Origin of the sequence: Massilia sp. TWR1-2-2 (assembly GCF_049897565.1) — a bacterium.
Lineage (GTDB): Bacteria > Pseudomonadota > Gammaproteobacteria > Burkholderiales > Burkholderiaceae_D > JAFCUW01.
The window spans coordinates 115,931-134,297 of record NZ_JAFCWM010000001.1 but is presented as its reverse complement, the minus strand read 5'-3'; the positions used below and the strand labels follow the sequence as shown (position 1 = coordinate 134,297).

General features: G+C 68.1%; 15 protein-coding genes, 1 tRNA gene and 2 pseudogenes. 12 read left to right on the top strand and 6 right to left on the bottom strand.

Annotated elements, in window-relative coordinates; all coding sequences use genetic code 11:
• Positions 1-6 precede the first annotated feature (6 nt).
• The 6 genes and pseudogenes from crcB to ACP7DD_RS00655 form a co-directional block, all read right to left on the bottom strand.
• Positions 7-381, bottom strand: coding sequence for a fluoride efflux transporter CrcB (gene crcB, locus ACP7DD_RS00680; RefSeq protein WP_426172758.1), 375 nt, complete (start codon positions 379-381; stop codon positions 7-9).
• The gene (locus ACP7DD_RS00675; protein WP_426172757.1) at positions 378-836 is read right to left on the bottom strand and encodes a molybdenum cofactor biosynthesis protein MoaE; all 459 of its coding nucleotides are present in this window, start codon (positions 834-836) and stop codon (positions 378-380) included. The genes crcB and ACP7DD_RS00675 overlap by 4 nt, the downstream gene beginning before the upstream one ends.
• Complete coding sequence (locus ACP7DD_RS00670) at positions 833-3,379, bottom strand: DUF349 domain-containing protein (RefSeq protein ID WP_426172756.1); 2,547 nt, start codon at positions 3,377-3,379, stop codon at positions 833-835. Before ACP7DD_RS00670 ends, ACP7DD_RS00675 begins: the two co-directional genes overlap by 4 nt.
• A gap of 157 nt (positions 3,380-3,536) precedes the next feature.
• Positions 3,537-4,127, bottom strand: a complete 591-nt coding sequence (locus ACP7DD_RS00665; RefSeq protein WP_426172755.1) for a hemerythrin domain-containing protein — start codon at positions 4,125-4,127, stop codon at positions 3,537-3,539.
• Between the two features lie 294 nt (positions 4,128-4,421).
• A pseudogene (locus tag ACP7DD_RS00660) lies at positions 4,422-5,048 on the bottom strand (DNA glycosylase AlkZ-like family protein); the annotation flags it as partial.
• Positions 4,943-5,185 (bottom strand): annotated as a pseudogene (locus tag ACP7DD_RS00655) (DNA glycosylase AlkZ-like family protein); the annotation flags it as partial. The pseudogenes ACP7DD_RS00660 and ACP7DD_RS00655, both read right to left, overlap by 106 nt.
• An 88-nt stretch (positions 5,186-5,273) precedes the next feature.
• Here ACP7DD_RS00655 and ACP7DD_RS00650 point away from each other — a divergent pair.
• The 12 genes from ACP7DD_RS00650 to ACP7DD_RS00595 all read left to right on the top strand — a co-directional run bounded on the left by ACP7DD_RS00650 (position 5,274) and on the right by ACP7DD_RS00595 (position 18,365).
• Complete coding sequence (locus tag ACP7DD_RS00650) at positions 5,274-6,533, top strand: exonuclease SbcCD subunit D C-terminal domain-containing protein (protein ID WP_426172753.1); 1,260 nt, start codon at positions 5,274-5,276, stop codon at positions 6,531-6,533.
• Positions 6,530-10,276 carry an AAA family ATPase gene (locus ACP7DD_RS00645; RefSeq protein ID WP_426172752.1) on the top strand — a complete coding sequence of 1,249 codons (3,747 nt, stop codon included), beginning with the start codon at positions 6,530-6,532 and terminating at the stop codon, positions 10,274-10,276. Before ACP7DD_RS00650 ends, ACP7DD_RS00645 begins: the two co-directional genes overlap by 4 nt.
• 145 nt (positions 10,277-10,421) lie before the next feature.
• A complete protein-coding gene (locus ACP7DD_RS00640; protein ID WP_426172751.1) occupies positions 10,422-10,634 on the top strand; it encodes a hypothetical protein in 213 nt (70 codons plus the stop codon).
• An 83-nt stretch (positions 10,635-10,717) separates the two neighbouring features.
• On the top strand, positions 10,718-11,545 hold the full coding sequence (locus ACP7DD_RS00635; protein WP_426172750.1) for a hypothetical protein: 828 nt from the start codon (positions 10,718-10,720) through the stop codon (positions 11,543-11,545).
• Positions 11,546-11,614: 69 nt separating this feature from the next.
• A complete protein-coding gene (locus tag ACP7DD_RS00630; protein WP_426172749.1) occupies positions 11,615-12,781 on the top strand; it encodes a methyltransferase in 1,167 nt (388 codons plus the stop codon).
• 48 nt (positions 12,782-12,829) lie between these two features.
• A tRNA-Met gene (locus ACP7DD_RS00625) sits at positions 12,830-12,906 on the top strand.
• Positions 12,907-13,010: 104 nt separating this feature from the next.
• Positions 13,011-13,250 carry a hypothetical protein gene (locus ACP7DD_RS00620; RefSeq protein ID WP_426172748.1) on the top strand — a complete coding sequence of 80 codons (240 nt, stop codon included), beginning with the start codon at positions 13,011-13,013 and terminating at the stop codon, positions 13,248-13,250.
• 49 nt (positions 13,251-13,299) lie between these two features.
• Entirely contained in the window at positions 13,300-14,709 is a 1,410-nt protein-coding gene (gene dbpA / locus ACP7DD_RS00615) for an ATP-dependent RNA helicase DbpA (RefSeq protein WP_426172747.1), read from the top strand.
• Positions 14,633-15,496 (top strand): type VI secretion system-associated FHA domain protein TagH, encoded by an 864-nt coding sequence (gene tagH / locus ACP7DD_RS00610; RefSeq protein WP_426172746.1) that lies wholly within the window; start codon positions 14,633-14,635, stop codon positions 15,494-15,496. The genes dbpA and tagH overlap by 77 nt, the downstream gene beginning before the upstream one ends.
• Positions 15,489-16,268 (top strand): PP2C family protein-serine/threonine phosphatase, encoded by a 780-nt coding sequence (locus ACP7DD_RS00605; protein ID WP_426172744.1) that lies wholly within the window; start codon positions 15,489-15,491, stop codon positions 16,266-16,268. Before tagH ends, ACP7DD_RS00605 begins: the two co-directional genes overlap by 8 nt.
• Positions 16,265-17,893, top strand: a complete 1,629-nt coding sequence (locus ACP7DD_RS00600) for a protein kinase domain-containing protein (RefSeq protein ID WP_426172743.1) — start codon at positions 16,265-16,267, stop codon at positions 17,891-17,893. Before ACP7DD_RS00605 ends, ACP7DD_RS00600 begins: the two co-directional genes overlap by 4 nt.
• Before the next feature lie 22 nt (positions 17,894-17,915).
• Complete coding sequence (locus ACP7DD_RS00595) at positions 17,916-18,365, top strand: TssQ family T6SS-associated lipoprotein (RefSeq protein WP_426172742.1); 450 nt, start codon at positions 17,916-17,918, stop codon at positions 18,363-18,365.
• Positions 18,366-18,367: the final 2 nt, after the last annotated feature.

The following is an 18,367-nucleotide window of genomic DNA, read 5'->3' as shown; positions in this document are numbered from 1 at the left end:
TTCAAGTCAGGAAGACAACGCGCGCCACGTGGCGAAGCCGGCGATGCAGAAGGCGATCGAGCCGAACAGGTGCAGCGCCGAGTGCGCCAGCGCCCAGCCGTAGTCACCGCGCTGCAACAGCAGCACCGATTCGCCGGAAAAGCTGGAAAACGTCGTCAGACCGCCGAGAATGCCGGTGATGACGAATAGGCGCCACTCTGGCGCCACGTGCGGCGAGGCGGCAAAAAAGCCGAGCGCGATGCCCACCAGGTAGCCGCCGCCGAGGTTGGCCGCCAGCGTGCCCAGATGGAGTTTGCCGTGCACGCTGCCGAGCCACAACGCCAGTCCCCAGCGCAGCCAGGCGCCGAGCGCCGCGCCCAGTCCCACTGCGAGCCAGCTCAAGGGCTGGCCCACTTGGCCATCGCGGCGTCGTCCGTCACGCGCGCGTCAACCCAGCGCGCGCCGTCCGGCGTCTGCTCTTTTTTCCAGAACGGCGCATCGGTCTTGAGATAGTCGATGATGAATTCGCAGGCGGCGAACGCTTCGCCGCGGTGCGCCGCGCTGCAGGCGACCAGCACGATCTGCTCCATCGACTTAAGGGGCCCGACGCGGTGGATGACCAAGGCGCCGGACAGCGGCCAGCGCGCGCAGGCCAGTTCCACGATGCGCTCAAGCGACCGCTCCGTCATGCCGGGATAGTGCTCGAGTTCCATCTCGGCCACGCTGGCGCCGTCGTTCATGTCGCGCACGGCGCCGACAAAACTGACTACAGCGCCGACCCGCGGATCGTCCGCGCGCAGGCGCGCCACCTCGGTCGACAGATCGAAGTCGGCCCGCTGCACCCGGACCTCTTTCACCGCGCTTCCTTGCCGACGCGGGCGAACAACTGCTCGATGCGCGAGACGGTGCGGTCGTCGGCCAGCGCCGGCATTTCGCACAGCTGCAGGAACTGGGCGGCCTGGATCAACGGCTTCTGGCCCGAATTGAGCGACGACTGCAGCACTTCAACCTGCAGCTTGAGGCGCTCGCGGGCGAACTCGCTGCCGCTGTCGATGCCGGCCGCAATCTCCAGGCGCAGCACTTCGTGCAGCAGCTTGGCGCGGTTCTGTTCGAGCTTGGCCACGCAAGCGGCACGGTCGCCCGCCAGCGCCGCCAGCGCCGCCAGCGCCGCCTGGAAGCGCAAACCGAGCGCGCGTTCGTAATCGGGCTGCAGCGGCGGCAGCGCGGGCCAGCGCGCGGCCCAGTCCTGCTCGTCGGCGCTGCCGTTGGCGAGCGACGTCTCGATCAGCTGGCACAGGCGCAGCTTGTCGCGCAAGGCGCAGGCCTGCGCCATGCCGGCGGCACGGCGCGCGCTGTCGGCCTGGTGCTGGACGGCGGCGATCGCGGCGTGATAGCGCTTGTCGACCTTGGTTTCGGCCGCGCGCGGCACCGGTCCGGCCGCATGCCATTCGGTGGCAGCTTCGCGCAGCAAGCGCGCGGCGCTTGCCACATCGAGGCTGGTTGCGGCGGCAGCTTCGAGCCGCGCGCAGATCGCGTCCTTGGCCGCCTGATGCGAGCGGCGCTCGGCGTCGGCGGCGTGCGCGCTCTCCTTGCGCTTGGCGAAGACGGCGTCGCAGGCGGCGCGGAAGCGGTGCCACATCGCCTGCTCGGCCTTGCGTTCGAGCGGCAGCGCGCGCGCCAGTTCCTGCCAGCGTTCCTGCGCCGCGCGCAAGGCGTCGAGCGCATGGCGGTCGGCGGGGTTCAGGGCGGCGACCTGCTCGATGAGTTCCTCGCGGTGCGCCACTTCCGATTTGCGCTGCTGCTCGAGCGGCCCTTGCAGCACGTTGAGCACGTCGGTGAACTGCTGGTCGAGGCGTTTTTTCTCCTTGCGGTCGATCGCGCCCAGGTGGCTCCAGCCCAGGCGCAGGCGCTGCACCGTGACGGCCATGTGCTTCCAGTCGACGCTGTCGGCATTTTCCAGCTTGGCCGCTTCGGCGCCCGCTTCGGCGATCAGCGCCTGCGCCTTGGCCGCGTTGGTGTGGCGCTCTTCGGCCAGGTGCTTGAAGTGGGCGGCGGCCGGCGCATAGGCGGCGCTGCAGGCGCCGTCGAAGCGCTCCCACAGGCTTTTCGGCGCGGCGCCGGACAGGGTGTCGAGCGCCTTCCAGCGTTCGCGCATGCTGCCGACCTTCTTGGCCAGCTCGCTCATCGCCAGCGACTGGGTGGCCAGCTGTTCGACCGACTTGATCAGCTCTTCGCGCGAGACGTTGCCGCCCCAGCGCGCCCAGTCCGACAGGCGTTTGAGTTCGCCGCGCCCGTGCGCCAGGCGGTCCGACTGCGCCGGCGTCAGGCGCGCGCCCTTGCTGTCCTTGAGCGCCTTGTCGTGTTCGGCGGCGGTGCCGAGCGAGCCGTGTTCGAGCGCCGCTTCCATCGCGCTCAGGTGGTCGAGGAATTGCTGGTCGGCGCCGGCCGGCGGCGACTTCGGCTGCCCCGCAGGCCGTGCTTCCTTCGGCTTGCGCTGCTCGGGCGGGATCGCTGCCAGCAGCGCGTCGACGCGCTGCTGCAGGCTGGCCGCGGCGTCGCCGGCCGGCGCCGGCGGCAGCTTGTTCCATTCGCGCCGCAGCGTTTCAGCGTTGAGCGGCGTGGCGGCGCCCTGCCATTCGGCCAGGAGCGCTTCGCGGGCAGCGAGCGCGCCTTCGCCTTGCGCGATGGCGCCAAGGCTGGCGCTGACGCGGGCGTGTTCGGCGGCGAACTCGCTGACCAGGTTGCGCGGCAGCGAGGCGTGCTCCGGCGCCGCCAGCGCGGCGGCGTGGGCGGCAGCGAGCTGTTCGAGCTGGGCGGCGACGTCGGCTGCCGGCAGTCCACTGCCGGCGAGCTTGCGCAGCGCGCCGACACTGTCGATGACGCCACGCTGCAGCACGACTTGGGCTTCGAGGCGCTGCGCCAGCGCGGCGCGGATGGCGTCGAACTCGCCGGCCAGTTCCGGCGCGGCGATGACCGACCAGCGCCGGTCAAGTTCGGCGACGTGATTGGGCGTCAGTTTTTCGTCTTTCAGCAGCTGCGCCGCCTGGTCGATGCAGGCCTGGCCACGCTGCAACTCGGCCTGGTGGTGACGGATGGCGTCGAGCCGCGACTGCATCAGCTTGGCGACGCGCCGGTCGGTGTTGCGAATGGCGCTGTGGACACGCTCGAGCTGCGCCGGCGTGTGGACAAACTCCGCCGCCGCCAGGCGCAGTTCGGAAAATTCGGATTGCAGGATGAACTCGACCGCGGCGGCCTCGTCGCCGGCGAGCTGCTTTACTTTTTCGGCTTGCAGCGCGCGTGGCGAACCGGCTGGCGCGGCAGCAGGAGCGGGTTGCGGCGCCGTTGCAGTAGGCGCCTCGCCGGGCTTGTCGCCTGGGCGCTTGAAAAGGAATTCGAACATGACGTCGGCTCAATCGCTCAAAACCGCCATGATAGCAAGAAGGCAGGATAAGCGGCGATTCGGCCGCCGTGTAGGCCGATGATGCGTTCAGGGAATCTGGCGGGAGGCGTGGCCGGCACGCGCCCGGCCGGGCGCGCAGCGGAGAAGTTTGCGAAACTCAGTGCGTCAGCGTAACGCGGTTGGCGCGCTGGCTGGCCAGGCGGCCACGCGCGATCGGTGCGACCGGGCCCGGACGCGGCTTGGTTTCCTGCATGTAGGCTTCGTGGGCCAGCATCTTGTTAGCGATCGAGAACCACGCTTCGCCCGAGATGACGGTGCGGGCAACGGGGAACAGTTCCTGCTCTTCGCGCGCCAGGCGCTGCAGCAAGGAATTGCAGAACGTGTCGACGGCGGCGCAAAAGTCGGCGACACGGTCGGCCGAGTCGACCGACAAGCCGGCAAACCGTTCGGCGATTTCGCCCATCGCCTCGGCGGCCGCGCTGTTGAGATGGTCGAGCTCGGCGAGCAGCTGGTCCGCTTCGTGGGTGGCGCGGTGGATGGCCGGAATCAGGAATTTTTCAATCTTGCGCCAATGGCAAGTGTCGTACAGGCGGCGCAGCGCGTCACACGCATAATCTACCTGGCCAGGGGTCAGCGCGCGCTGTTGAACGAAATTGTTATAAAGCACTTTTTGTAGGGACTGCAGACTTATGCGGACGCTTGCTTGCTCGACCGACAGGGCAACCAGCGTGTATGTTGCAGTTAGCATTCGTTCTCCTTTTGCCCAGCGCGACGCCGGCTCGCCAGGTGGGAGCCAATGCTTCGGCGAGGAATGTGGTGGTTGAAACCGGCTTGGAGAGAGTTGCTTTTCTCATCAGCCCGAATGAATGAGTGTAAAGATGGTCGACAGGTCCGTGTTTGATCTAGCGCAAACTTGGAGGCTTGACAAGGCGTAAGCATGTTGCGCCATGCCAATAAGAAGTGCGCCTTCAACAAGCGCCATGTTCAGCCAGCGCATCTTGCAGTTGCACGCCAAAAGCGGCCGGGCTCGCCTGCGTCAGCATCACCTGTGGGCAGCCGTGCCAGCGCGCGCAACGCAGCAGTGCGGCCAGTTCGAGCGCGCGCCGGCGGTCCCAGACGATCGGGTCGAAGGCGACAGCAGCGTCGTCACGCTGGCGCTCAAGTCCGCTGCCGCCGCGCGCTGCGCCAGCTCACGATGATCCGGATGTATGTGTACAGGCGCATCCCAGCCGGTCACGCTGGCGCGCAGCAGCGCGCCCTCGCCGGCCAGCTGCGCCGGGTCGGGATGCGACCGGCGCGTGCGGTGATAGTCGGCAATCCACGCCGCCTTGCATACGCCGAGCGCCTTCACCGCTTGCAGCACCAGCTCGCGGCGCGTGTCGGCCAGTGGCGCCAGGCGCCTGTCGTGCCATTCCGGGTGCACGCGCTCTGCCAGGTCGTACACGCGCTGGAAGTTGTGGCGCCGCGCGATCATCAGCTGGCCGGCCGTGAACAGCGCTTCGAGCGAGCGCCTCTCGCTCTTTCGATCGGCACGAAGCACGCTTCGTGCGCCCAATATTCGAACAGGCGCCCTTCGGCCAGGTGCTCGTCGAGCCAGGCCGGGTCGTAGTCGCCCAGCCGGCTCCACAGCACCAGGTAGGGACTGCGCGCGACGACGCTGATGGTGTCGATCTGCAGCACGCCCATCGTGCGGATTGCCGCGATCACGTCTTCTTTGACGGCCTTGGCGCGGCGCGGCTGCAGCATCCCCTGCGCGGCCAGGTGCAGCGCGCGCGCGGCAGCGGGAGTCAATGTCAGTTCGGTCATGCACGCATTCTAATGAAGATCCGGCCGCGGCGCGGCCGATGAACTCTGCGTTATAGTAAGCGATTGTTTTCCGAACTTAAGCGACCTCATGCGGCTGTTGCACACCTCCGACTGGCACCTCGGCCAGACCCTCCACAATTTCGACCGTTCGCACGAGCACCAGTGCTTCCTCGACTGGCTGCTCGACAGCATCGTCGCCGAACAGGCCGACGCGCTGCTGATCTCGGGCGACGTGTTCGACACCGCCAATCCGTCGGCCGGCGCGCAGAAGCAGCTATATCGCTTCCTGCAGCAGGCCCGCGCCCGCGCGCCGCGGCTCGACATCGTCCTCATCGCGGGCAACCACGATTCGCCCGGACGGCTGGAGGCGCCCGGACCGCTGCTCGAAGCGCACGGCACGGTGGTGATCGGGCACGTCATGCGCAATGCGGACGGCGAGATCGACATGGAGCGCATGCTGGTGCCGCTGCACGACAAGCACGGCGCCGTGGCCGCGTGGTGCGTGGCGATCCCTTTCCTGCGCCCAGGCGACCTGCCGCGCGTCGCCGCCGCCGACGGCGAGGCGCCGCTCGACCCTTACTCGCATGGCATCGCCAAGCTTTATCAGCAGGCGTACGCGCTGGCGCAGGCGCGCCGCCTGCCCGGCCAGGCGATCCTGGCGATGGGCCACTGCCACATGGTGGACGGCCAGGCCTCGCTCGACTCGGAGCGGCGCATCGTCATCGGCGGCACCGAGGCGCTGCCGGCGACCATGTTCGATGCGTCGATCGCCTACGTCGCGCTGGGCCACCTGCACCTGGCGCAGCGGGTCGGCCAGAAGGAGCACATCCGCTATTGCGGCAGCCCGATTCCGCTGTCGTTCGCTGAAGTCGGCTACCAGCACCAGGTGCTGCGTATCGACCTGGCCGATGGCGTCGCGCGCGAAGTGACGCCGCTGATGGTGCCACGCGCGGTGCAGTTGCTGCGCGTGCCGCCGCAGCCGGCGCCGCTGGAAGAAGCGCTGGCCGCGCTGGCGTCGCTGGCGTTCGATGCCGATCTGGCGCCGACGGCGCAGCCGTTCATCGAAGTGCGGGTACTGCTCGACGCGCCCGAGCCGGGCCTGCGCGGGCGCATCGAGGCGGCGCTGGCCGGCAAGCCGGTACGCCTGGCCAAGATCGAACCGACCCGCCGCCAGAAGACAGTGGCGCCGGAGACGGTGGCGATGACGCTTGACCAGTTGGCGCAGATGCAGCCGGACGACATCTTCCGCCGCCTGTACCTGCAACGGTATGGCGAGGAAGCGCCGACGGACCAGCAAAGCGCTTTTGCCGAACTGGTGCTGGCCGCCGGCGCCGAAAGCGCGCCATGAGGATCCTTAAAATCAGCGGCAAGAACCTGGCCTCGCTGGCCGGCGAATTCGCGGTCGACTTCGAACAGGAGCCGCTGGCATCGTCGGGCCTGTTTGCCATCAGCGGGCCGACCGGCGCCGGCAAGAGCACCCTGCTCGATGCGCTGTGCCTGGCACTGTACGACGCCACGCCGCGCTTGCTCAGGCGCGGCGTCGGCAGCCAGCTGCCTGACGTCGGCGCTGAAACGGTGACGGCGCAGGATCCGCGCTCGCTGCTGCGGCGCGGCGCGGCCGAAGCGGTGGCCGAAGTCGACTTCGTCGGCAACGACGGTGGCCGTTACCGCGCCAACTGGAGCGTGCGGCGCGCGCACCGGAGGGCCAGCGGCGTGCTGCAAAGCTCCGCCATGACGCTGCACCGGCTGCCAGAGATGGCCGCGCTGGGCGGCACCAAGACCGAAGTGCAGGCCGAAATCGTCCAGCGCATCGGCCTGTCGTTCGAGCAGTTCACGCGCGCGGTGCTACTGGCGCAGAACGAATTTTCGGCCTTCCTCAAAACCGAGGAAAACGAACGCGGCGCGCTGCTCGAGACGCTGACAGGAAGCGCGATCTACAGCGACATCTCGAAGCGCGCGCATGAGCGCTACCGGATCGAACAAAACCTCACCGCGCAGCTGGCGGCGCGTCTGAAGGACCAGACGCCGCTGGCGGCCGAGGAGCGCGGCGCGCTGGACGAACAGCGCGCCGCCGCAGACGTGGCGCTGGCCGCCATCGACGAGCGCAGGGAGCTACTCGAGCGCAACCTGCGCTGGCATCAGGATGCGGCCAGGCTGCGTCAGCACGAAGCGCAGGCCGACGCCGATATGACCGCGGCGGCCGACAACGCGGCAACGGCAGCCGGGCGGAGAACCGCGCTGGCCACGCTCGATGCGGTGCAGCCGGCGCGCGCGCTGGTGGCCGACAGCGAACGGCTGGCGGCCGAACAGCAGGCGCTTCAAGCGGCGCTGACGGCGGGCGTAACCGCCTTGCAGGGCGCCATCGCGGCGCAAGAGCAAGCGGCGCTTGCGTCCACCGCCGCCGCCGGCGCGCTCGCCGACGCCGAGCAGGCGCAACGCGCGGCCGTGCCGCAGCTTGACCGCGCCAAGGCCCTCGATGCAGCGATTTCCACGCAAGCGCCGGCGCACGTGCAGACCGTGTCCGCGCGTGATGCGGCGCAGCGCGACGTGGTGCTGGCACAGGACGCGCTGGCGGCAAAGACTGCGCAGCTTGACGAAACGCGCGCCGCGCGCGACGCCGGAGACACATGGCTGGCGGCGCATCGGCAGTTCGAGATTCTTGCCGCACAGTGGCCACGCTGGGACAAGCTGCTGGCCCAAGCCGGCCAGGGCGCGGCGAATCAGGCCACGCTGGCCACTGCCCTGGCGACGGCGCAGCAAACAGCGGAGCGGGCCGGCGAGGCCGACGCCGAAGCGCGCGCCAAAGCGGAGAGCGCGACGACATCGCTGGCGGAGGCGGAAGATGCGCGCCAGCGAGCCATCGGCGCGCTGGCCGCTTTCGACGCCGACCAGATGCGCGCCGAACGCGGCCTGGTCAATGCCCGCCGCGAATCGCTTGGCGGCGGCGAAAGGATCTGGAGCGACCTGTCGGCCACGCGCGAGCGCCTGCAGCAAGTCACCGAACAAGGCGCGCGGCTGGTCGCGCTGAAGGACGCTGCCGAGGCGGCGCTGGCGGCGGCGCTTGCACTCGCGGCGCCATGCGCGGCCGCCGTCGAACAAGCGGAACGCTCGCTGAGCGCGGCCGAACTGGCCTGTGCCGACAGCGTCGAAGACTTGCGCGCCCAACTCGTCGACGACGAACCGTGCCCCGTATGCGGCAGTGCCGAACACCCGTACCAGCACCAGGATGTGCGCCTGCACGCCCTGCTGGCAACGCTGCGCGCTGAAGTACAGCGCTGCCACAAGCTGCTGCGCGAGAATCTGGCGCAGCAGGCCACGCAGCGCGTCGGCGCCGATTCGGCAGCGACCCAGCTGTCGGCGCAGGCGCTTGACGCGGCGGCTCTTGCAGCGCGCGCGGCGCAGCTGGCCGATCGCTGGCAGGCGCACCCCGTTGCCGCCGAGGCGCAGGCCGAAGACCAGCGCGCCGCGTGGTTTGGCGGCCAGCTCGCCGCGCTGAGAGATCAATCGGCGCTGTTGGACGTGCGCGAACAAGCGGCGCGCGACGCCGCGCGCGCCAGGGATGGCGCGCAGACCAGCTGCGACAAGGCCGCCGCCGGCCACGCACGATTGCAGGCGGCGGCAGTAGCGACGCGCAGCCAGCTGGTCGACGCGGCCAATGAACTGAACGCGCTCACCGACCGGCGCGAGCAGGCGGGGCTTGCGCTGGCAGCTTTGCTGGAGGAACTCGATGGCGCGTTCGAAGGCGACTGGCAGGCCCGATGGCAGGCGGCGCCTGCGCGCTTTCGCAGCGCGCGCGAAACCGAGGCGCAGCAATGGAACGAACAATCGGCCCAGCAGGCAAAACGCACGCTGGCCCTGGGTAAGCTGGCAGCGGAGCACGACGCCGCGCGCCTGTGGCTCGAGCAGGCGCGCCGCATCGAAGCTGCCGCACAGGCTGAATTTGCCCGCATCGATCTTGAGACCGGCGCCATGCGGCGTGAGCGCGGTCAGTTGTGGGGAGGCGCTCCGGTGCGCGGCGTCGAACTGGCGCTGGCCGGCGCCATCGACACGGCGAGAGCCGCGCTGGCGCAGCAGCAGGATGCCGGCGTGCGGGCCGGCCAGGAAGTGGTGCGCGTACGCGAAGCCTTGGCGCAAAACACGCAGCGGCGGGAATCAATCGCCGCCGCGGTCGATGCCGCCGCGGCACGGGTGAGCGCATGGCTCGAAGCGTTCCCTGTGCGCCATCCGGCGCTCGGCCCGATCGACAGCCTGGCGGCGCTGCTAGCGGTGACGCCGGACGCCATCGCCCTCGAGCGGGCCGCCATCGACGCGTTCGATGCCGCCGTGGCGCGCGCGGCGACGGTGCTCGCCGAGCGCCGCGCCCGGCGCGAGCAGCATCAAGTGAGCGCGCCGGCCGACGCCGAAGCGGGCGCCGAAGCGGGCGCCGATCCGGTGGCCGCGGCGCTGGCGGTGGTGCTGGCGGAGCGCAAGGCGGCGCACGACCTGGCGGCCGGCCTGCGGCTTGCTGCGGCGCAGGACGACGCGCGCCGCGCGATCGGCGCGGCGGTGCTGGCCGAAATCGACACGCAGCAGGTGGCCGAACGGCGCTGGGGCAAGCTGTCCGAGCTGATCGGATCGCAGGACGGCAAGAAATTTCGCAATTACGCCCAGCAGTTCACGCTCGACGTACTGCTGGGGTACGCCAACAACCACCTGGCGGAGCTGGCCAAGCGCTACCGGCTGGAGCGGATCGTCAGCAATGGCGGCCCGTCGCTTGGCCTGATGGTGCGTGACCAGGACATGGGCGGCGAGGTGCGCGGCGTCAATTCGCTGTCGGGCGGCGAGTCCTTCCTGGTGTCGCTGGCGCTGGCGCTTGGCTTGGCGTCGCTGTCGTCGAACCGGGTGCGCGTCGAGTCTTTGTTCATCGACGAGGGCTTCGGCAGCCTTGACAGCGATACGCTGCGCATCGCGATGGACGCGCTGGACGGGCTGCAGTCGATGGGCCGCAAGGTCGGCGTCATCTCGCACGTGCAGGAGATGACGGAGCGGATCGCCACGAAGATCATGGTGCAGCCGGGCGGCGGCGGCAGCAGCAGCGTCACGGTCCAATAGCAGCCGCCCCTCCAATAAAAGCTGGGGTCAGGTCTGACATTCGGTGTCAGACCTGAGCCCGCGAAAATGTCCGAATTTCAGGCCTGACCCCGGTTTGTGACCTCGGTTTGATAAAATGGCGCTCTACCCACTTACCCTTTCTCTTATGTTGAAACCAGCCCGCATCCTCACTTTCAAGTGTGCCCACTGCTCGAAGGCCGTCAAAGTCTTTCTGCAGAAGGTGTCCGCCTGCTCGCATATCCAGCCCTACCAGGGCATCTGCGCCTGCGGCGAAGTCAAGCGCCATGCGACCGGCAACAAGGCCGCCGTCGAGTCGTATCTGCAAGCAAACGACGATGGATGGATGCATCATCATTAAAAGTATCAAATAAACAGCTAAAGTAAACCGGACGTCGGCCGTTACCCTGTATACGCTCATCAACTAGATGCAGGCTAACCATCATGTCCAATCTATCCGCACTGGGCTCACGCCCGATCCAATCGCCGCTGTTCAAGCCTGCCCAGCAGGAAAGCACAGTGGCGCAGCAAGCGTCGGCGAGCGGCAAAATCCCCGCCAGGCTGCCAGTGGTAGAACCGGTGGCGCTGTCATCGAACAACGTCAACCTGTCGCAGGAGGCGCTGAACGCACGCGTGGCCAAGCTGGGCGACCGGACCATTGATGTAGCGCAAAACTTCCTCACCAAGTTTGCCGAGAGCCTGTTTGGCGATGCAGCCAAGGGCGCCACCTTCAATTTCAGCGCCATCAGCCTGACGGCCGACACCAGCCTGAGCACCTCGGTCGAACACTTCGAGAACGCCAGCGGCAGCGTCGACACGGCAGCGCTGCAGTTTCACGACAGTTCGTCGTTCATCGGCCGCGGCCAGATCACCACCAACGACGGCCAGGTCTTCGATTTCGACATCGAAGTCAGGTACGAGGCGTCGATCACGGCGACGAGCCAGCAAACGCGCAGCGCCGAGCAGGCGCCGGCCGAGTCGCAGCCGATGGCGGCGCTGACCGGCAAGCAGCTGCCCGAAGTGAAATTCCCCGGTAGCCTGTCCGACCTGTTCAAACTGCTCGGCCGCGAGCTGGAAGTATCGGTCGATTCCGGCAAAAACGACGGCAACAAGGGCAACCTGTCGCTGCGCCTGATCCGCCTGGTGAACACCGCCGCGCTGCTGGCGCCGCGCGCACCGCAGGATAATCCGCTCGCCTCCACCGTCGAACGCAATCGCGCACTGGCTTCGTACAGCGAGCCGGCCGCCAGCAGCACCGTCACCAGCGCCTGAGCCTGACCCCGGGCCACGCCCGGGTCGCAGCGCCTATAATGGCGGCATTGTCATTTCGATTGCCCCGCCATGTCCGACCTTCCCGCCACCGGCGCGCCTGCCCGCATCCACTGGAGCGAGGGCGATGTCGAACGCTCGGCGCTGTGGCGCTCCGAAAGCGGCATGCCGGCGCCGAAAAAAGTCGTGATCGCCAACGACCAGACGCCGGCCGACCTGGCCTATTGCCTGGCCTGCGAAGGCACCGCGCTGCTGTGGCGCGGCGACTTCCAGAACGGGCGTCAGCTGCTGCAGGCGCTGGCGCGGCGCGCCGACCACAAGGGAGACAAAGGCAAGCGCGCCAAGGCGCCGAAAGCGCCCGCCACCCCGGCCGAAGCATTTCACCTGCATCGCCAGGCGCAGTCGCAGCGCGCCCGCACGCTGGCGATGCTGCTGATCCCGTTCGACGCCGACTACACCATCCCACTGCGCCGCGCGCCCGACGTCGAGCAGGCCTGCAACGAAGCGTATGGACGCGCGGACCAGCCGTTCGTGGCGTCGCTGCGCGAGCTGCTTGGCCTGATCGGCGCCCATGAGTGGCGCAAGAACGGCGTCGAGATTGCGGCGCTGGGCGCGCGCATCCACCCTCACTACGGCGTGTTCTCGCCCATCCGCGGCGAATACGTCGACCTGGTCGCCAACGCACCGCTGGCGGCCTCCGCCAGCCTCGCTTTCGACATCGGCGCCGGTACCGGCGTGCTGGCCGCGCTGCTGGCCAAGCGCGGCGTGACCAAAGTAATCGCCACCGACATGGACCAGCGGGCGCTGTCGTGCGCGCGCGACAACATCCACCGGCTCGGCTATGATCCCCACGTCGAGGTGATCCAGGCCGACCTGTTCCCGGACGGGCGCGCGCCGCTGATCGTCTGCAATCCGCCGTGGCTGCCGGGCCGGCCCAGCTCATCGATCGAAGCGGCGATTTACGATCCGGACAGCCGCATGCTGAAAGGCTTCCTGAACGGCCTGGCCGACCACCTCGCCCCCGGCGGCGAAGGCTGGCTGATCCTGTCGGACCTGGCCGAGCACCTGGGCCTGCGCCCGCGCGACGAGCTGATGGCGATGATCGACGCGGCCGGCCTGGCCGTGCTCGAGCGCCACGACGTGCGCCCTACCCATCCGCGCGCCAGCGACGTAACCGACCCGCTGCATATGGCCCGCGCGGCCGAAGTAACGTCGCTGTGGCGGCTGTCTACACGATAGAAAATACTGCCCATTGCGCAAGCGGCCGATTGTCCGTATAATCTGTCTTGCGGGGTGGAGCAGTCTGGCAGCTCGTCGGGCTCATAACCCGAAGGTCACAGGTTCAAATCCTGTCCCCGCAACCAAACACTTGTTTTAAACATCGAGCCCGACTCTTGCAGCCGGGCTTTTGTTTTCTGCGGCGCGTTTTACGACACGTGCGGCAGGAAACGCAGCTGCAACGAGCGCCATGAGAGACAAAAAAGACAACGCGACGTTGGACCTGGTAGGCTTCGACGCCGATTTGCCGCCGGTCTCGCCGGACATGGCCGGTGCACCCGCCAAACGCGCCCCACGCAGCCGCATCGCCGGCATCCGCCAGCACCAGCTCGAACTGCTCGACGACACCGATGCCAGCGGCCTGCCGGTATGGCGCCGCGACGAAGGCCTCGACCTGACCGGGCTGCCGGTGTGGGCCGCCTCCTGCTAGACTGGCTGTCGCAGCACGCTTTCCCCCGTAACCTTCGATCGGCCCGTCCATGAATCCCAATGCCTTTTCCACGCTGCCGCTCGCGCCTTCCCTGCTGGCCAATCTCGACACGCTCGGCTACACCGAGATGACGACGATCCAGGCCCAGAGCCTGCCGCCGGTGCTGCACGGGCGCGACCTGATCGCGCAAGCCAAGACCGGCAGCGGCAAGACCGCGGCGTTCGGCATCGGCATCCTGCACAAGCTCAATCCCGCCTGGTTCGCCATCCAGGGTCTGGTGATGTGCCCGACGCGCGAGCTGGCCGACCAGGTGGCGAATGAACTGCGCCGGCTCGCCCGCGGCGAAGGCAACATCAAGATCCTGACCCTGACCGGCGGCGCGCCGATGCGCCCGCAAATGGCGTCGCTCGAACACGGCGCCCACATCGTCGTCGGCACGCCCGGCCGGATCCGCGACCACCTCGGGCGCGGCACCTTGAATCTGTCGAACGTGCAGACCCTGGTGCTCGACGAGGCGGACCGCATGACCGACATGGGCTTCTACGACGAGATTGCCGGCATCGTCAGCGCCTGCCCGGCGCGGCGCCAGACCTTGCTGTTCTCGGCGACCTACCCGGACGACATCCGCCGCGCCACCGAATTGTTCTTGCGCGACCCGGTCGAGATCAAGGTCGAGGCGCAGCACGACGCCAGCCAGATCGAGCAGCGCTTCTATGAAGTCGGCTTCGACGAGCGCGACGCCGCTGTCGGCATGCTGCTGAAGCATTTCAAGCCGGTGTCGACGCTGGCATTCTGTAACACCAAGGTGCACTGCCGCGAGCTGGCGGCCGAACTGCGCAGCCAGGGTTTCTCGGCGCTGGCCTTGTACGGCGAACTGGAACAGCGCGAACGCGACGAGATCCTAGTGCTGTTCGCCAACCGCAGCTGCTCGGTGCTGGTGGCAACCGACGTCGCCGCGCGCGGCCTCGATATCGCCAACCTGGGCGCGGTGATCAACGTCGACGTGTCGAAAGACACCGAGGTGCACATCCACCGCGTCGGACGCACCGGCCGCGCCGGCGAATCGGGCCTGGCGCTGTCGCTGTGCGCGCCGAACGAGAAGAAATGGGTGCGCCTGATCGAGGACTACCAGGGCGCCAAGGTCAGCTGGCACGACCTGAAGGAACTCGAAGGCGCCGAACTGGAAGCGGCGCCGGCGCCGATGGTCACGCTATGCATCATGGGCGGCAAGAAGGACAAGCTGCGCCCGGGCGACCTGCTCGGCGCCCTGACCGGCGACGCCGGCCTGCTCAAGGAACAGGTCGGCAAGATCAACGTCACCGAGTTCCAGACCTATGTGGCGCTCGACCGCCATATCGCCGAGCAGGCATTCACGCGCCTGAATGCCGGCAATCAGCTCGGCCGCGACTTCGGCAACATCAAGGGCCGCAGCTTCAAGATGCGCTTCATCGAGGCCTGACCGGGCGCAACAGACAGCGGCGCAGGCGGCCGGCAGTGCACGTTTGCGCGTGCACGATCCGGCCGAATCTGGCATTATTGCTGTAGATAAACATAAGGCGTCCTCGCGCCTGACAATAATGACAATGCCTACCCCTGCCGCACCAGACCCGGCCGCCCCAGCTACCGGGCTCGAGTCGCCGGAAGCGCTGGCGCTAAAGCAGGCTTTCCTGCGCGGCGCCGGCATTTCGGCCGACGCGATTTCGGCCGAACTGACGCCGGAACTGATGGAGCTGCTGGGCAAATTGATGGCCAAGTCGCTGCAGGGAGCGATCGACCTGCTGGCACTGCGCTCGCTGGTCAAGCAGGAAGCGAAGGCCGACGTCACGATGGTGTTGGTGCGCAACAACAACCCGCTGAAGTTTTTCCCCGACAGCCAGACCGTGCTGACCCAGATGCTGCGCAAGAAAATGCCCGGCTTCATGGAGCCGCTCGAGTCGCTCGACGACGCCTGGCACGACCTGCGCGGCCACCAGATGGGCGTCGTCGCCGGCACCCGCGCCAGCATGCAGGCGGTGATGGACCGGCTCGACCCGGACCGGCTGGCGGCGGCGCTGCCGGCGCCCGGCCTGATCGACAAGCTGGCGCCGTCGCGCCGCACCGCCGCCCTCTGGCGGCAATACGAACGCGAATACGGCGCCATCGCCGGCGAAGCGCAAGACCAGTTCAAGACCCTGTTCGGCGCCGCTTTTTTGGCCGCCTACGAACAGGAAGTCGAGCGCACCGACGATGAGGCCCAGCATGACTAGCGGCGCCGTGGTGAAGCTGTCGTGGGCGCAGGCCAGTGACATCGGCATGCGCGCGACCAACCAGGACGCGATGGGCGCGGCGCGCAACGGCGCGCTGACCTGCTTCGTGGTGGCCGACGGTACCGGCGGCCACCACGGCGGCGAAGTGGCCTCGCGCCTGGTCGCCGACGCCGTGCTCGGTGCATTCGGCGCGGCGCCGGCGTTCGGCGCGGCCGCGCTGCAGGCGTATGTCGGCAAGTCGATCGACAGCGTCGCCCACGCCAGGGCTGCCGACGCCGAGCTGGCCGACATGAGTTCGACGGTCGCCGCGCTGCTGGTCGACGAACACGCCGCCAGCGCCGTGTGGGCCCACCTTGGCGACACCCGCATCTACCTGTTTCGCGCCGGCCGCATGCTGGCGGTGACGAAGGACCATAGCCTGACGCAGCAGCTGATCGAGGCCGGCTACGCCAGCGCCGACCAGTTGCGCGTGCACCCGCAGCGCCACATCCTGGTCGCCGCGGTAGGCGCCGAAGGCGAGGTCCCGGTGGCCGTCAGCGACGGAGCCATCGCGCTCGAAGCCGGCGACGCGCTGCTCGTTTGCAGCGACGGCCTGTGGGAATGGGTGCAGGAGAACGAGATGGAACAAGCCCTGGCAACGAGCGCGCGCAGCGAGGACTGGCTGGCGGCGATGTGCGCGATTGCCGACAGCGCCGTCAAGGCGGCCGGCAAGGTACGCGATAATTATTCGGTGTACGCGATCCGCGTGCACCAGCAGGAAGCAGCGACATGACGACATCAGTCCCGGTTGGCGAGGACGGCGTGGCAGCGGGCAGCGGTTCGGAGAACTGCCTGCCGATCGGCACCCGCCTGTCCGATTTCGAAATCACCGGCGTACTTGGCGAAGGCGGCTTCGGCATCGTCTACATCGCCTATGACCATTCGCTGCAGCGCACGGTGGCGATCAAGGAATACATGCCAGGCGCGCTGGCGATGCGCGGCGGCGACCGCGGCGTGTCGCTGCGCGCCGAACGGCATCAGGAAACGTTCAAGCTGGGCCTGAAAAGCTTCATCAACGAGGCGCGCTTTCTGGCCCAGTTCGACCATCCGTCGCTCGTCAAGGTGTACCGCTTCTGGGAGCAGAACCGCACCGCCTACACGGCGATGCAGTACTACCAGGGCCGCACCATCAAGGACATCGTCGCCGCCAGCCCGGAGCTGGTCGACGAAGCCTGGTGCCGCAAGATCCTGCGCCAGATCCTGCAGGCGCTCGAGATGCTGTACACGATGCAGATCGTGCACCGCGACGTCTCGCCGGACAACATCATCGTGCAGGGAAACGGCGACGCCGTGCTGCTCGACTTCGGCTCGGCGCGCCAGATCATCGGCGACATGACCAAGGGCCTGACGGTGATCCTCAAGCCCGGTTACGCGCCGGTGGAACAGTACGCCGGCGACGCCTCGCTCGAACAGGGACAGTTCACCGACATTTATGCGCTCGCCGCGGTGATGTACTTCGCCGTCGTCAAGCAGGCGCCGCCAAGTTCGATCGCGCGCATGATCAAGGATCCGGTGACGCCGCTGGCGCTAGTGGCGCCGGAAGGCTACAGCGCCGCGTTCCTGGCCGCCATCGACAAGGGCCTGGCCGTGCTGTCGCAAGACCGGCCGCAGACGATCGACCAATTTCGCGACCTGCTCGGCATCGTGTCGCTCGGGCCGCCGCCGCCGGTGCGTGCGCCCGGCGCCACCCAGCGCGCCGCGCCCGCCGCGCGCCCGGACGCGCAAGATGCGGACGAAACTGTGATCGCCATGCCGGTCGCCCCGCCGGCAGCGGCGCCGGCGAGCGCCGCGCCGATTCCGGCCACGGCGAACGTGCCGCTGGTCGGCAAAAAGCGCTGGCAACTGATCGCCGCCGCCGCCGCACTGGTGCTGGTGGCCGGCAGCGGCCTGTATGCACTGGTGCACAGCACCGCCGACGATACGATCATGATTGCGCTGCCGCATACGGCGGCGCCGGCTGCGTCGGCGCCCGCCATCGAGGCTCCGGTCAAGCCGTTGGCGCAGGATCAGGCGCCGGCAGCATCCGCGCCTGCCGCCGTCGCGCTGGTCGCTGCCGCGTCGGAGGAACCGAAAGTGACGCCGGCGGCCGAACCTGCGCGGCCAGCGCCGGAAGCGAAGCCGGCGGCGCCGGTCGTCGAGATGGTGACCTACAAACTGGCGATCAAGCCATGGGGAACCGTATACGTGAACGGCCGCGAAAAAGGCGTCAGCCCGCCGATGAAACGACTGGTACTACCGGCCGGCAAACACAAGGTCCGCCTCGTCAATCCGAGTTTTCCGGATCATTCGATCGACCTGGACTCAGGCAAGAGCAAAACCGGCACGATCGAGCATGACTTCGCGTCGGCAAAAAAATAAATAGACAACACAGGACTTCAACATGACCAGTATTCGCACCCTCGCTTCCCTCGCCTGCCTGTTCGGCGCCGTCGTCGTCACCGGCTGCGCCAACTTGCCGGCCGCCCTTGGCGGCAAGCTCGCGGCAGCAACGCCGGCAGCCGGCGCTCGCCCAGAGGCGGCGCCGCCGGCAGCGGCGGCGGCGCCGGTGCAGTCAGGCCTGAAGGAAGGCGTGGCCATGTATAACAACGGCGACTACAACGACGCCATCAAGCGCCTCGCCGCGGCCGATGTATCAGGCGGATCGAAGGCGACGCAACTGCAAGCGCTGAAATACACCGCCTTCAGCTACTGCGTGACGTCGCGCCAGACGCTGTGCCGCCAGCAGTTCGAAAAAGCGCTCAAGCTCGATCCTTCGTTCGACCTCGAGCCCGGCGAGCACGGGCACCCGCTGTGGGGCCCGGTGTTCGTCAAGGCGAAAAAGAGCAAGTAAGC

What these genes read in the sequence shown, in the direction of transcription:
- ACP7DD_RS00670 (WP_426172756.1), bottom strand. Translation starts at nt 3,379, where the DNA reads ATGTTCGAATTCCTTTTCAAGCGCCCAGGCGACAAGCCCGGCGAGGCG.
- ACP7DD_RS00665 (WP_426172755.1), bottom strand. Translation starts at nt 4,127, where the DNA reads ATGCTAACTGCAACATACACGCTGGTTGCCCTGTCGGTCGAGCAAGCA.
- ACP7DD_RS00650 (WP_426172753.1), top strand. Translation starts at nt 5,274, where the DNA reads ATGCGGCTGTTGCACACCTCCGACTGGCACCTCGGCCAGACCCTCCAC.
- ACP7DD_RS00645 (WP_426172752.1), top strand. Translation starts at nt 6,530, where the DNA reads ATGAGGATCCTTAAAATCAGCGGCAAGAACCTGGCCTCGCTGGCCGGC.
- ACP7DD_RS00640 (WP_426172751.1), top strand. Translation starts at nt 10,422, where the DNA reads ATGTTGAAACCAGCCCGCATCCTCACTTTCAAGTGTGCCCACTGCTCG.
- ACP7DD_RS00635 (WP_426172750.1), top strand. Translation starts at nt 10,718, where the DNA reads ATGTCCAATCTATCCGCACTGGGCTCACGCCCGATCCAATCGCCGCTG.
- ACP7DD_RS00630 (WP_426172749.1), top strand. Translation starts at nt 11,615, where the DNA reads ATGTCCGACCTTCCCGCCACCGGCGCGCCTGCCCGCATCCACTGGAGC.
- ACP7DD_RS00620 (WP_426172748.1), top strand. Translation starts at nt 13,011, where the DNA reads ATGAGAGACAAAAAAGACAACGCGACGTTGGACCTGGTAGGCTTCGAC.
- dbpA (WP_426172747.1), top strand. Translation starts at nt 13,300, where the DNA reads ATGAATCCCAATGCCTTTTCCACGCTGCCGCTCGCGCCTTCCCTGCTG.
- tagH (WP_426172746.1), top strand. Translation starts at nt 14,633, where the DNA reads ATGCCGGCAATCAGCTCGGCCGCGACTTCGGCAACATCAAGGGCCGCA.
- ACP7DD_RS00605 (WP_426172744.1), top strand. Translation starts at nt 15,489, where the DNA reads ATGACTAGCGGCGCCGTGGTGAAGCTGTCGTGGGCGCAGGCCAGTGAC.
- ACP7DD_RS00600 (WP_426172743.1), top strand. Translation starts at nt 16,265, where the DNA reads ATGACGACATCAGTCCCGGTTGGCGAGGACGGCGTGGCAGCGGGCAGC.
- ACP7DD_RS00595 (WP_426172742.1), top strand. Translation starts at nt 17,916, where the DNA reads ATGACCAGTATTCGCACCCTCGCTTCCCTCGCCTGCCTGTTCGGCGCC.